At 68.9% G+C, this 13,496-nt stretch carries 12 protein-coding genes; 4 read left to right on the forward strand and 8 right to left on the reverse strand.

Features of this window, described 5'->3' with window-relative positions; genetic code table 11:
- Positions 1 to 912 carry a glycerophosphodiester phosphodiesterase gene (locus tag B7R24_RS01625; protein ID WP_116417208.1) on the forward strand — a complete coding sequence of 304 codons (912 nt, stop codon included), beginning with the start codon at positions 1 to 3 and terminating at the stop codon, positions 910 to 912.
- 76 nt (positions 913 to 988) lie between these two features.
- Positions 989 to 2,863 carry a cation:proton antiporter gene (locus tag B7R24_RS01630; RefSeq protein ID WP_116417209.1) on the forward strand — a complete coding sequence of 625 codons (1,875 nt, stop codon included), beginning with the start codon at positions 989 to 991 and terminating at the stop codon, positions 2,861 to 2,863.
- Between the two features lie 43 nt (positions 2,864 to 2,906).
- Here the strand turns inward: B7R24_RS01630 and B7R24_RS01635 are convergent, their stop codons facing one another.
- On the reverse strand, positions 2,907 to 4,304 hold the full coding sequence (locus tag B7R24_RS01635; RefSeq protein ID WP_116417210.1) for an LLM class flavin-dependent oxidoreductase: 1,398 nt from the start codon (positions 4,302 to 4,304) through the stop codon (positions 2,907 to 2,909).
- 121 nt (positions 4,305 to 4,425) lie between these two features.
- The gene (locus B7R24_RS01640; protein ID WP_116417211.1) at positions 4,426 to 4,662 is read right to left on the reverse strand and encodes a hypothetical protein; all 237 of its coding nucleotides are present in this window, start codon (positions 4,660 to 4,662) and stop codon (positions 4,426 to 4,428) included.
- Positions 4,663 to 4,809: 147 nt separating this feature from the next.
- On the opposite strand from B7R24_RS01640, the gene B7R24_RS01645 reads away from it, so the two are divergent.
- Complete coding sequence (locus B7R24_RS01645; RefSeq protein WP_116417322.1) at positions 4,810 to 5,187, forward strand: DUF4440 domain-containing protein; 378 nt, start codon at positions 4,810 to 4,812, stop codon at positions 5,185 to 5,187.
- On the opposite strand, the gene B7R24_RS01650 is transcribed toward B7R24_RS01645, so the two are convergent.
- From B7R24_RS01650 to B7R24_RS01675, 6 genes are all read right to left on the reverse strand, one after another.
- Positions 5,184 to 6,251 carry a diacylglycerol/lipid kinase family protein gene (locus B7R24_RS01650; RefSeq protein WP_116417212.1) on the reverse strand — a complete coding sequence of 356 codons (1,068 nt, stop codon included), beginning with the start codon at positions 6,249 to 6,251 and terminating at the stop codon, positions 5,184 to 5,186. The genes B7R24_RS01645 and B7R24_RS01650 overlap by 4 nt on opposite strands.
- 8 nt (positions 6,252 to 6,259) lie before the next feature.
- Positions 6,260 to 7,057, reverse strand: a complete 798-nt coding sequence (locus B7R24_RS01655) for a ferritin-like domain-containing protein (RefSeq protein WP_116417213.1) — start codon at positions 7,055 to 7,057, stop codon at positions 6,260 to 6,262.
- 135 nt (positions 7,058 to 7,192) lie between these two features.
- Positions 7,193 to 7,882 (reverse strand): lysophospholipid acyltransferase family protein, encoded by a 690-nt coding sequence (locus B7R24_RS01660; protein ID WP_116417214.1) that lies wholly within the window; start codon positions 7,880 to 7,882, stop codon positions 7,193 to 7,195.
- Entirely contained in the window at positions 7,882 to 9,444 is a 1,563-nt protein-coding gene (locus B7R24_RS01665; protein WP_116417215.1) for a lactate racemase domain-containing protein, read from the reverse strand. The genes B7R24_RS01660 and B7R24_RS01665 overlap by 1 nt, the downstream gene beginning before the upstream one ends.
- A complete protein-coding gene (locus B7R24_RS01670; protein WP_367302599.1) occupies positions 9,437 to 11,794 on the reverse strand; it encodes an HAD-IB family hydrolase in 2,358 nt (785 codons plus the stop codon). Before B7R24_RS01670 ends, B7R24_RS01665 begins: the two co-directional genes overlap by 8 nt.
- Complete coding sequence (locus B7R24_RS01675; protein WP_116417216.1) at positions 11,791 to 12,606, reverse strand: hypothetical protein; 816 nt, start codon at positions 12,604 to 12,606, stop codon at positions 11,791 to 11,793. Before B7R24_RS01675 ends, B7R24_RS01670 begins: the two co-directional genes overlap by 4 nt.
- 87 nt (positions 12,607 to 12,693) lie before the next feature.
- On the opposite strand from B7R24_RS01675, the gene B7R24_RS01680 reads away from it, so the two are divergent.
- Positions 12,694 to 13,464 (forward strand): SDR family NAD(P)-dependent oxidoreductase, encoded by a 771-nt coding sequence (locus B7R24_RS01680; protein WP_116417217.1) that lies wholly within the window; start codon positions 12,694 to 12,696, stop codon positions 13,462 to 13,464.
- The last annotated feature ends 32 nt before the right edge of the window (positions 13,465 to 13,496 follow it).

The raw sequence follows: 13,496 nt of genomic DNA on the forward strand, positions 1-13,496 counted from the left end.
ATGGGGAATGCACGGGGTGCCGCGGGCGGCGGCGCTCCCAGCGCGGGCGGCGGGCCTCGGGTGGACGAGAATCTGCCGCGGGTGATCGCGCACCGCGGCAACTCGTCGGAAGCGCCAGAGAACACCCTCGCCGCATTCGAGGCCGCGCTCGCCGCGGGCGCCGACGCGATCGAGGTCGACCTGCAGCCCACCTCCGACGGTGTCGCCGTGGTGATCCATGACGATCGGCTCGACCGCACGACCGACCTGGTCGGCGAGGTCGGTCAGACGGATGCCGCGACCATCGCCTCGGCCGACGCCGGATCGTGGTTCGCGAACCCCTTCGCCGGCATCCGGGTGCCCACGTTCGACGACCTGATCGCCTGGGGCCGGGCGAACCCGGGCATCCATTGGCTGCTGGAGTTCAAGGGTCGCTGGAACGGGGCTCTGCTCGCCCCCGAGCTCGAGAAGCTGCGGGCGGCCGGTATGGTCTCGCGCGCCGTCGTGCAGAGCTTCGATGTCGAGACGGTGCGGGCACTCAGCGCGGTCGGCCCCGACTTCAGGCGCGAGCTGCTCGTCGCGGAGCTGCCGGGGGTGCCCGCGGTGCGGGAGTGGATGACCGGGGCCGAAGTCGATGCCGCCCAGTCGGCCCTCGCCTCCGTCGACCCCGAGATGGTGCGTCAGGGGATCGGCCAGCTCCTCGAGCTGCTCCGTGAGGTTGGTGCCGTGGGGTGCAACCCCCACGGGATGCTGCCGGTCGAGCATCCTGCGCTCGTTTCCGCGCTGCACGCAGAAGGTTTCACCCTCAGCGTGTGGACGATCGACGAGCCCGCGCACTGGCAGCTCGCCGTCGAGGCAGGGGTCGACGCCATCATCACGAACCGCCCGCTTGAACTTGCGACGTGGTTGGCGCGCGAGGTGGCCGCGGTCTGAGGCGTCGGGCCGGCTGCCGCGAACCCCGCGCTGCAGAGTGCGGCGTGAGCGACCCCGGTCGTGGGAGGGTGGAGCGGTGACGGAACTGCTGATTGCCGGAGTGCTGGCCCTGCTGGGCATTGCCGCGGCTGCGCTGCTCGGGCCGAAGGTTCGCGTCGCGTCGCCGCTGGTGCTGGTGGCGCTCGGGATCGCGGTCAGTTTTCTGCCGTTCGTGCCGGCGGTGCGGGTGGAGCCCGAGCTGATTCTCGCCGGGGTGCTTCCTCCGCTTCTGTACTCGGCGTCTGTCTCGATGCCGGCCATGAACTTCCGGCGCGAGTTCGCCGCGATCAGTGGGCTGTCGATCGTGCTGGTGATCGCGTCGTCGGTGGTGCTGGGGCTCTTCTTCGCCTGGGTGATTCCGGGGCTGGGGCTCTGGTGGGGAATCGCGCTCGGCGCGATCGTCAGCCCCACGGATGCCGTCGCCACCTCGATCGTCAAGAGATCGCCGGTCTCCTCCCGCGCTGTGGCCATTCTCGAGGGCGAGAGCCTTCTGAACGATGCGACCGCCCTCGTGCTGCTGCGCACGGCCATCGCCGGAGCTGCGGCAGCGGTCTCGGTCTGGGGCACGATCGGCGGGTTCGTGTTCGCGGTCGTCATCGCCGCAGCACTCGGGTTCGCGGTGGGGCGGCTCAATCTGTTCGTGCGGGCACGCATCCCGAACGCGACCGTCGGTACGGTGATCTCGTTCACGGTGCCGTTCCTGGCATCGATTCCGGCGGAGCTGCTCGGCGCCTCAGGGCTGGTCGCGGCGGTGGTCGCCGGGCTCGTGACCGGGCGGCTGGCCCCGCGGATGCTGTCGCCCCAGAGCCGGCAGTCGGATGCCCAGAACTGGAGCACGGTCGAGATGGTCCTCGAGGGTGCCGTCTTCCTGCTGATGGGGCTGGAACTGTCATCGATCGTCGGCGACGTGGGCCAGGAGCAGGAGGGAATCGCCCCGACCCTGCTGATCGCGCTGGGTGCCCTGCTGCTGACGGTGCTCGTGCGGGCGGCGTATGTGGCTCCACTGCTTCGGGGGCTCGCACGGCGCGCTGCCCGCACGGCGAAGATGAAGCCGCGGCTGACCGTGATGCAGGAGCGGCTCGCCGACCCGACGGCCGCCGTGGAACGGGCTGCGGCGAACCCCACCGACTGGTACCGCCCGTCGCCCGAACTCGAGCGGGGCGGGGTGGATGCCGGCCGGCCCTCCCGCCCGAAGCCCGGGGCGGGCCGCGGTGACGACGACGGAGTACTCCGCGCGGAACTCAGCGAGCGTGCCCGCCGGCGCATCCGTCGGCGGGTGAGTCGGCGCCGCACACCGACCGTCGCCGACATGACGCGTTTCACCACCCGCGTCACGCGCACGCTCGCGGACATCGACTATCTGGTGCAGGCGCCCCTGGGCTGGCGCGAAGGCGGCGTCGTCGTCTGGGCCGGCATGCGCGGGGCGGTGACGGTCGCGGCCGCCCAGACGCTCCCGGCCGACACGCCGAACCGTTCGCTGCTCGTGCTGGTCGCGTTCGCGGTGGCGGCGCTGTCGCTGCTCATCCAGGGCGGAACGCTGCCGCTGGTCATCCGTCTGCTGAAACTGACGCCCACCGACCCTCTGCTCGCGCACGCCGAGCGGGAGCGCATCTTCACCCTGCTCAGCGACGTGACCATGGCCGAGCACGCCGCCGCGCTGGAGGGTGCCGGGGTCAATGACGGCCCCGCGCCGGGCGACGCCGCCGCCCTGGAGGCCACGACGGGAGGCGTCCCCACGCACCCCGCGACCACGCCGAAGCAGGATGCGCTCGCCCTCATCGCCGCGAAGCGCACCGCGCTGCTCGACGCGCGTGACGACGGAACGTTCAACGCCGACACCCTCGATGCCGTGCTGCGCGCCCTCGACGCCGAGCAGGTCGCCCTCCAGCTTCAGGGCGACCCCGACCGCTGACGCGCGAGGCGACGACCGCTGACGCGCGCGGCGCGGCGCCCTCTCAGAGACCGGCCGCGACCACTCCAGCCCCCGCGCCGACGCGGTACTGCGCCCCGAGATGCTCGGCCGGCAGCCGGTCGCCCCGCCCGTGCAGTTTATTGCGCAGGGTTCCGGGCTGGTAGTCGGTGGGGTACGCCCCGCGCGCCTGCAGCTCCGGAATCACGTAGGTCACCACATCTTCGAACGTGCCGGGCGTGATCGCGTAGGCGAGGTTGAATCCGTCGACGTCGGTCTCCTCCACCCACTCCTGTAGATGATCGGCGATCTCCGATGGCGACCCCACGATGAACGGCCCCAGCCCCCCGATGGCTCCCAGGCGTGCGATGTCGCGCACCTTCCACTCCTCGCCCCCGTTGCTTGCGCCCTGGAAGTTCGCCACGGCCGACTGGATGGCGTTGCTCTTCACATTGCCGATCGGCTCGTCGAGGTCGTACTGCGAGAGGTCGACGCCCATCCAGCCCGACATGAACACCAGGGCTCCCTCCTCGCTGGCATACGACAGGTAGTCCCGGTGCTTCGCGTGGGCCTTCTCGCTGGTCTCGTCGGTGATGATGGTCAGCAGCGTGTAGATCTTCGCCGCGTACCGATCGCGCCCGGCCTCCTCGAGGGCGTCCCTGATGCGTTTGACCGTGCCCGCGAGCAGCTCCTTCGTCGGTGCAGCCACGAAGATCGCCTCCGCATTGCCCGCAGCGAACTGGATGCCGCGGGGCGACGCCCCAGCCTGGTAGATCACGGGCGAGCGCTGCAGAGACGGTTCAGACAGATGGATGCCCGGCACGGTGTAGTTCTTGCCGTAGTGCCCGATCTCGTGCACCTTCGCCGGGTCGGTGAACACTCCGGTCTCGCGATTGCGCACAACCGCGTCGTCCTCCCACGACCCCTCCCACAGCTTGTAGAGAACCTCGAGGTACTCGTCAGCCACGTCGTACCGGTCGTCGTGCTCGAGCTGGTCGTCGTGGCCCATGTTGCGGGCGGCGCTCGGCAGGTATCCGGTCACGACATTCCAGCCCACCCGACCCTTCGTGAGGTGGTCGAGCGTCGACATGCGCCGTGCGAACGGGTACGGATGCTCGTAGGCCGTGCCGGCGGTGATGCCGAACCCGAGGTTCTCGGTGACGGCCGCCATCGCGCTGACCAGCAGCACCGGGTCGTTCACCGGAACCTGCGCACCGTGCCGGATCGCCGCCTCGTTCGACCCGCCGTAGACGTCGTACGTTCCGAGCACATCCGCGATGAAGATGCCGTCGAATCTGCCGCGCTCGAGCAGTTTCGCCAGCTCCGTCCAGTACGACAACTCCTTGTACCGAAAGGACTGGTCATCGGGGTGTCGCCACATGCCCGATGACTGGTGGGCGACGCAGTTCATGTCGAAGGCGTTGAAACGGATCTGCTTGGTCATCCCTCCATCCTGCGGTGCGCGCACCGTCCGCGCCCGGGTGGACGTTACACGGCGTCACATTCACGGCGGGCCGGTGCGTGGCCGGCGCACGACGGGCGCGACGCGAGCGGATGCCTGTCGGTCAGCTCCCGATCTCACCCGCGGCGATGGCATCCGCGTACTTGCGCACGTCGGGGCCGGGCTTGTAGTCGATGAACCGGCCCTTCAGCCGTTCATTGAGTGCCGCGTAGATCTCATCGGACGACTTCTCCTGCATCGTCCCGTTCAACTCCACGACGGCATCGCGCAGCACCCGGTCGGCGTCGTCGAGCACCTTGGCGCGGGCTTCATCATTCCAGCGGATCTCAGATTCGTTCATGCCTCGACGCTATCCCGATCGCCCGCCCCGACGAGAGGCCTTGCGCTCCGGCCCGGCACCCTTCAAGCTGTGGCCCCTGCCCGGCCCTGCCGTGACCCTGCCCGGCCCCTGCTGGCGGCGGGCCCGGTGCGCGACTACGGTGGCCTGATGGATGACCGAGGGCAGCTCGACGCAGCCGCAGCGGTCGTAGCGGCAGAGCTCCGGCTGCTCGACCCCGAGGTGCGGCAGGATGCCGCCGCCGTCGACGGGTTGCTCGACCCGGCGTTCCGCGAGATCGGACAGTCGGGGCGGCTGTGGTCACGGCAGGACATGGTCGAGGCGCTCGCCGACGCAGCGATGTCGGACACCCTGGGGGCACCAGTCGTGTCGCAGGCGACCGTCGAGCAGCTGGCCCCGGGCACGTACCTGCTGACCTACCTGCTCGCCAGCGGATCGGGCCTCACCCGGCGTTCCTCGATCTGGCGCGCCACCGCCGGAGGGTGGCGCTGCGTCTTCCACCAGGGGACTCGCGCCGAGGACGGCTAGCCGCCGAGCGCCTGCGATGCCGGGGTCGCCGGCTCGGTAAGAGCCCTGCCGCCCAGGGAGCCGCGCACGCGCAGGGCGCCCGGCTCGATCCAGGCGCGGGCGCTCAACACCTTTCCGAGGTACTCGCCGTCGATCTCGAAGTCCTGCGCCGTGCCGACCGACAGGGTCACCGCACGGGCGCGGGCGTGCTGCACGGCGGCCGAGTCCACCGGCACCGAGCCGTCTGCCGCCGCCCGTGCGGCGGGGCGCCTCGGCAGGTAGGTGGTGTTCGTTCGCCAGAACCACTGGATCGCGCGCGCCCACTCGCCGGCACCCAGCGGGCGAAGCAGCACCACGTCGAGCAGACCGTCGTCGATGAGGGCGCCGGGAATCATCCGGATGCCTGCCGGCAGCACCCCGCCGTTGCCGAGCACGATCGTGTGGGCCGGTGTCTCGGGCTCTGCGGTGTCGTCGAGCGAGTACGTGAGGTCGAAGCGGCGGTTGCGCACGAAGGATTCCATGATGGCCGAGACGTAGCCCGTCCAGCCGAGCGTGTCCTTGCCCCTCGGCGACGTGTTGACGACCATCTGCGCATCGACACCCATGCCGGCCATCACCGTGAAGGCTCGTTCGATCGTCTCGCCGCTGTCGAGCACGGCCTCCACCCGGCCGACGTCGACGGTGCGGATCGTGTCGCTGAAGGCCGCCCGCAGGGCCTTCCGTTCGTTGACGTACGGCAGCCCGATCACGCCGAGCGGAAGCCCGAGGGCGCGGGCGAAGAGGTTGGTCGTGCCCGACGGCAGGATGCCCAGCGGCACGGCTTGGTGGCGAAGCGCCTGGGCGACAGAGCTCACTGTGCCGTCACCGCCGGCCGCGATCACCACGTCGGGCGCTTCGTTTAGCAGCTGGAGCGTCACGCCCTCGCCGGAGTCATTGACCGTGGTCGCCGCCCAGAGGGATGGGCCCCACGACTTCTCGGCCTCCACTGCCCTGACCATCGAGCGCAGCCGCTTGACGTCGACCTTCGTCGGGTTGTAGACGATGGCAGCGCGTGGCTGCGGCGGCGTGACCCCCGGAGTCGGCATCGTGAACGCTAGACCGCTGCGATGCCCTGGGCGTCGAACGCATCGGCGACCACGCTGAGACCGGAGAGCCCGGGCATCTTCGCGATGTGGGCATCGATGGCGTTGATCGCCTTGCGGCCGTCGATACCGGCGAAGATGTGGTTCATGACGTATTTGACCTCGGTCTGGTCCATGATCGTCGAGCCAACGGGCCCCCAGAACTTCCCCAGCGCGAAACGGGCGAACTTCTGGGCGAGAACACTCTTGCCGAGGCGCTCACGGGCCTGGGTCGCGTAGAACGCCACGTGCCGGGCCTCCTGCATCGCGATGCGCTTCAGCAGCTCGGCGAGCACCGGGTGACCCTCGATCTCGGCGAGGCGCTTGTAGGCGGCGACGGCCGACCACTCATTGGCGGCTCCCCAGATCATGTGCACGGCGATGAAGTCCTTGCCCACGAGGTTCGAGAGCACCGACTGCTTCACCGGGTCGATGCGATCCTTCCAACCGAGCTTGAGGCGCTTCGACTTGAGTTCGTCGAATTCGAGCTCGATGTTGTGCATGCGCAGAACGTCGGCGAGCGCCTCGCCGTGCCAGAACTCCTCGCGGTTCCACATGGTCATGAAGCCGGTGACGTCGCGATCGCGGTGCGAGGGGGTGACGAGCATGTCGCGCATGTAGCAGACGGTGTGGTACTCCACGTCGGCCATGTAGCGGATGACCCGCAGCGTGTCGTCGGGGAGGGGATTCGTCTTGAAGTCTTCGAAGTCGAGGTCTTCCCAGGCGACGTTCTTCGACGTCTTCGTGTAGTTGTCGATATCGAAGGCCATGGGCGCTTGAGACACACACGGGGGTGTGTCTCATCCTCCTGTTTCTGAAATGCCGGATGCTGATGGTGGGCTGTACTGACTATTCTGCTGTGTCTGGCTGAAAAATTCTGCCGCGCCGGTCGAACATCAGGGCTCTCACCGCCACACCCGCCGCCTGGCGTGGCCGGCAGGTGTTGCTGTGGCCTGCCAGACGCGGCGCCAGTCGGCCGCCGCGCCGTCCTCCCGGGGGAGTTCGGTCTGGTCTGCCTGCGACCGCAGGGCTCCGTACCAGCCGAGTGTCTCCTCGGCCAGCCCGGCGGTGATCGCTTTCACGATGCTCCCGGTCACTGCAGAGAGTTCGGCGCCCCGCCCCGCGTGGATTGGTCGCGCGAACACGACGGCGACCCGTGGGCGGCCGGGCAGGGCCGACGTGCGCCACGGCGGCAGCGCTCGGAACGTGCCCTGCAGCGTCACCGGCACGATTGGCACGCCGGTGCGGATACCCAGCGCCGCTGCCCCGAGATCGAACTCTCCGAGCGTTCCGTCGTCGGGGTGCGTGCGCTCGGCGAAGAGCAGAACGCTTGTCCCGCTGGCGAGCAGAGCCGCCAGGCGGGTCGCCGAACGAAGGCTCAGGGCCCGGTCGAGAAGGCCCCGGATGCCTCGCCGGGGGTCGACCGCCACAGACACCAGCCGCGGAGCGACGTCGGCCAGAGCATCCCTCACCAGCGCCTCGTCGAGGGCGCTCGGGTGGTTCGCCACGAAGATGAACGGACCCTTCGCCTCCGTGACGTACTCGAGCCCGTGCACCGAGGGGGTGACCGCGAGCCGCATGGCGAGACGGGGCATCAGCTCACCTCGGAGATGCTCACCGGTGCTCCGTGAACATAGGTGATCGACGGATGAAGGCCCACCGAGTCCGAGGCCATCTCGAGGGCGTCGGTCAGCGTCGTCGCCGACTTGAAGCCCAGCCGACGGGTCGATTCATGGTCGCCGCCGACGAAGATGACCTCGCCGAGGTGCTCGATCGCGGGCGCCGCCGAGTACCAGGCGTGGAACGGGTGCAGCGCGTGGTTCGCGTAACTGGTCTGGTAGACGTGCCGGTACCACGGGTCGGCGGCGAACTTCTCCTCGAAGTCGGTCGAGATGGCCGCCGGATCGGTGCCCCGGCTCAGCACCTCTGCGAAGAAGTCGATGTAGGCGGGGTCGTACAGCGGGTGGAACCACGGGGTCAGCGGGTGGTAGAAGATCGCGGTGCCGCCGGCGCGAACGACGGGTTCGGCGGCCTGGCCGTTGAAGATCTGGCCGAGACCGAGGGCGGCTGCTGTCACCGGGTTGAGGCTCGACCCGATCGAGCCGGGGTTCGGAATACCGAACAGCGCGACATCGGCGGGGTTGTCGAACTGGCCGACCTGCTGCTGGGCCAGAAAGGCCTCGGTGAGCGGATGCACGGAGCTTGGTCGCCCCGCAACCACCGACGTGACCCCGTAGCCGACCCCGGAGACCTGTGCCAGACCGACACGGGCTCGCTTGGGCAGGATGCGCGTGGCGGCCTGCAGCCCGGCGGAGAGGGCGCGGTCGGTGATGCTCCACTCCCGCTCGCGTTTGCTGAGGAACGCGGAGGCCGGGCCGGTGGGCTCGGGCGTGAGGGTGACGTCGACCGTGAACACGCGGGCACGCTCGCCGATGGAGTCGACGAGGTCGTCGAACGGGTCTCGGGCCGTCGAACCGGCCCGGTCGGTGCCGGCCCCGCCGCGTGCGGCGAAGGCACCACGGGCCCTGGCCGTCCGAGCACCGATCAGCTTGGTCGCGACCGCTGCCGCCCCTTCGTTGCCGACCGCTGTGGCCAGCCGCACCGAGATCACGAGGTCGCTCGACGCGACCCGCCCGTTGACCTCGATCGGGGTTCCGTCGGCGAGTTCACCGACGCTCACGAGGGCTTCGTCTTCTGCGTCGTGGCTGCGCACATGATCCGGAGCGAACGACGCGTAGACCCGCTCGCCGAGCACCCGCTGCAGGTCGTGCGCGGTGAGCCGGCGCCGGAGGCCGGTGGCCGCGATCAGCTCGACATCGTCGACACCGGCGGCGGCCGCACGCTCGAGCACATGTTCGATGACGCGCTGCCGAACATCCGGAGCCGTACGGCTCGTGATCGGCTGCGAGAGGTCTTCGAACACGATCGTCACGCGGGAACCGCGCGCCAACAGCACACCGAGCGGCTCGGAATCGACGGGCGCATCGAGGGCGTGCTCGATGGCCGCATCCAGCGACGGGATGCCCGGCAGCGCGTCGGGCGGGTAGAGCACGCTCGTCTCGAAGGGAAGCCGCTCGAGCAGCACCTTCTCGCCCTGGAAGACGACGAGGGGCGGGGTCTGGGCATCGACGCTCAGAACGAAGCCTGGTCTACTCATGAGTGCTGCTTTCCGTGGGTCGTGAGGTGGTCGTGTCGCCGCGCAGCAGCTCGCTGATGGTCTCGATGCGGCTGTGGTTGTGGTCGCTCCACTGGTGGATGCGCCAGTGCTTCGTCGTGGCGTGCTGAAAGAGAGCGGCGTCGGGGTTGACCGCCTGCGGATTGCCCGCGAGCTCGAGCCAGGCGCGGTCGGCGATGCTGTCACCGTAGGCGTACGACTTCGCCAGGTCGATGCCCTCCCGCACGGCATAGAGCCGCAACCAGGCGGCGCGCGCTTCGTCGACGAGCGGCGGCTTGGAGAGGTGGCCCGTCCAGATGCCGTTGTCGGCGTGCATGTGGCTCGAGACGACGTCGTCGAAAAGCGTGACGAAGGGCTCGACGAGCACGTCGATCGCTCCGGTGACGAGCACGGTCCTGTGGCCCGCCTCGCGGTGCTTGCGAATCTGGCGCACGGCCTCGGGACGGATGCGCTGCAGCAGCACGTCACCGACTGTGTCGTGGATCAGCTCGCGGAGCGCCTGCTCATCGACGCCCTCATAGCGCCGGTAGAACGTGCGGATGAACTCGCCGCGGTCGCGCCGGTCGGCCGCGATGTAGCGGGGCAGCGAGCTGAACAGGTTCGCCAGCTCCTTCGGCCACTTCGACCTGTCGAGGCTGGCGAGGCGCACCCAGAGGTACTGCTCGATGATGTTCGACGCGAGAACGGTGCCCTCGAGGTCGAAGATCGCGGCAGCATCCGGGTTGACGGGAAGCGGCTTCTCCTTCTGCACCTTCGCCCGGGGGCGCGAACTGAACGTGCGCATCAGCGTCGTGACGGCCGGGAAGTGCACCTCCTGCAGGTAGTCGTCCCAGTCGATCTCGGTGGCATCGAATCCGTACGTCTGGCGGGCAGAAGGCGGCAGCTGGTCGTTCAGAGCCGCCGTGCGGGAGTCGTCGTAGATGATCTCGGCCTGCGTGTAGTTCTGGTACAGATCGCTGTACGCGCGCAGCAGTTCGAGGTCGGTCTGGCGGGCCGAGGCCTGCCGCATGAACGTGCGGGTGGTCTTCGTGGAGGGCAGGCGAAGCAGGGTGCGCTGCAGCAGCTGGTTCGTGCGCTCGCCGGTGCGGAGGCTCCGGGCGATCGCCCGGGCGCCCGGAAAGTCCCAGTAGGGCGTGCGGATGTGGCCCCGCTGGTCATCCGGGATCGGATTCGCCCGAAAGTACTTCAGCACGTTCTCGTAGATCTCGCGGAAGGTCAGCGGGTTACGGCCGCCGGAGGAGAGGTGGTAGTACTTCGGGTCGGAGGCGGCCGGTGGGTTCGCGGCCACCGCGAGCGTCGCGTTCACCACGATGTCGACGGGGATGATGTCGAGGATGCTGTCGGGCAGCCCGGGAAACTCGGGAACGAGGCCCCGGCCGTAGGCGATGATGAGCGGATCGGCCACCTTGAAGCCGTCGATCCAGCCCGGGAACGGGTGCTTCAGCGCACTCTCGATGATGGCGGGTCGCACCACAGACAGGCGGTGGCCGTTGCCGGCCCACAGCTCTTCGGCGACGCGCTCGCTCATCGACTTGGTGAACGAGTACACGTCGGCCCAGCCGACGCTCTGCGCGCGCGTGCGGCCGTAGTCGACGAGCCGCTTCGTGACCCACTCGGTGCGGCCGACCTCTGCGGCGATGGCGACGGCGTGCGGGCCGACCTTGCCGTTGTCGAGCTTCGCGTCGGCGATCAGCTTGCGCAGAACCTCGGGGCGCCGGGAGGAGGCCTCGACCGTCGCCCGGGCGGAGAGGGCCGCAGCCATCTCGTCGCGCCACTGGATGGAGTGCTTCAGGCTCTCCTCAACGACCGTGCCTTTGTTGACGCCGCCGACGTAGGCCGTCGAGACGTGCACGACGTGCGGATCGCTGCCGGTGGCGAGCAGGGCCTCATAGAGGCCGACCGCACCACCGACGTTCGTCTTGAACGCATCGTCGATCGGCGGGTCGAACGAGACGGTCGACGCGCTGTGGATCAGCACATCGAGGTCGGCAGGGAGGCCGGCGACCGACCCCATGCTCGACTCGATGACACTGATGCGCTCCGTCATCGCGCGGTCGACCTCCTCTTGCCCCACGCGCTCGCGCCACTTCGAGAACACCGGCTTGCGCAGCAGGCTCTTCAGGCGGGCCTGGCCGGTGAGCGAACCCTTCGGCCTGATCAGCAGCGTCATGCGGGTCGTCGGGTAGTCGGCGAGGAGCTTCTCGAGGATGGCCTGTCCCACGAAGCCTGTCGCGCCGGTCAGCATGATGTGCTGGCTCTCGAGGGGAGAGAAGGCCGACAGGGCGCCTGGCTCTGCGGCCCCGGTGTCGGGCGCGGTGTCGGGCGCGGTCACGCGGTGGCCTTCACGCCGTAGCGCCGGGCGGCCCGCGACATCACGGCGAGGCCCCGGAGGCCCGGCAGCGAATCGACGACGCTGTCGATCCGAGCGATGCCGGCGTGCCCTTCGGCATCACTGAACAGGTTCGTCATCATCAATCGGGTCTCCTGGATCGGTTGCTCGTGCGTGCCCGTCGGCGCCCACGACCGCTTGAGCGACGACCGGGTGAGCGTGCGAGCCGACACCGATTCTTCCAGTCTCCTCAGGCTTTCGCCCGCAAAAAAGTGCAAGTGGCGATCCCGAAGCAGCTGGAAGCCGTTCAGAACCTCCTCGAGCGCCGGGTTCGGGTCGTGCAGGGCGAGCTGGGAGTACGTCACCCGGCTCACCAATTCGTCGATGTAGCCCCGCGTCACGTGGATGGAGATGAAGTCCTCGCCGATCAGGTTCGACCGCAGGGCCGTGACGATCGGCGAGACGCGGTCGATCGCTTCGCGTGCGAAACGGATGACCCGTGGCCGGCTGCGAATGGCCGCGGGCGTGAAGTCCGGGTGGGCGTTCAGGATGCGATCGAAGGCATCCGCGATCCAGAACTTCTCGTACGCCCAGGTGGCGAGAAAGGCCGTGAGCCGGGCGTCCTTGTGGCTCGGGGTCACCAGAACGTCGCGCATGTGATGCATGGTGAAGTCTTCGAGGTCACGCAGATAGTCCAGTGCCATGAGCGTCCGGTTGCTGAGCGGATGCTCGGCGAACGCCTCCAGCGGCAGGGTCTTCTCATGGCTGCCCGCCGCCGTGCGCGTGTACTCGCGAATGTCGAAGTCGTCGGTCACGGGGGGCCTTCCATCGGGTGCGGGCAAAGGTGAGAATTCATAGAACGGTGCGTCTGTCATTCGTCAGGGTCCCGTATCGTGATTGCCATGGTTCTGGCAATGGTCACCGGCGGCACATCGGGAATCGGTGCAGCCTTCGCGCGCGCACTGGCGAACAGGGGCGACGATCTGGTCATCGTCGCCCGAGACCAGGCCAGACTCGACGAGACCGCCCTGGCGCTCCGCACAGAGTACGGGGTGGAGGTCGAGATCATCTCGGCCGACCTCGCCGACCGCGCTGATGTGGTGCGGGTCGCCGCGCGGCTGTCAGACGCCACCCGGCCGGTCGGCCTGCTCGTGAACAACGCGGGGTTCGGAGTGCACACCTCGTTGCTCGCCGAAGACACGACGCCGCACGAGCGTGCGCTCGACGTCATGGTGCGCGCCGTGCTGATGCTGGGCGCGGCCGCCGGGCGCGCGATGCGCACGCGCGGAACAGGCAGCATCATCAATGTCTCCAGCGTCGCCGGGTTCATCACCATGGGCAGCTATTCTGCCGTCAAGGCGTGGGTCGCGTCGTACAGCCAGGGGCTGGCCGTCGAGCTTGCGGGCTCGGGCGTGCGGGTGACGACCCTGTGTCCCGGCTGGGTTCGCACAGAGTTCCACTCGCGGGCGGGCATCCGCGAGTCGTCCATCCCCGAGTTCCTCTGGGTCGACGTCGACGAGCTCGTCGCGGCGTGCCTGGCCGACGCGGCGAAGGGCAAGGTCATGTCTGTTCCTTCGCGTCGGTTCAAGTTTCTGATGTTCGTGATCAAGCACGCGCCCCGGGGCGGAATCCGCTGGGCGTCGGGCCGCATCTCGTCGAGTCGCAAAGACTAAATCGTACCGGCCCGCCCGTCGTTTCGGTTCCT

This window comes from Subtercola boreus, assembly GCF_003399645.1.
GTDB lineage: Bacteria > Actinomycetota > Actinomycetes > Actinomycetales > Microbacteriaceae > Subtercola > Subtercola boreus_A.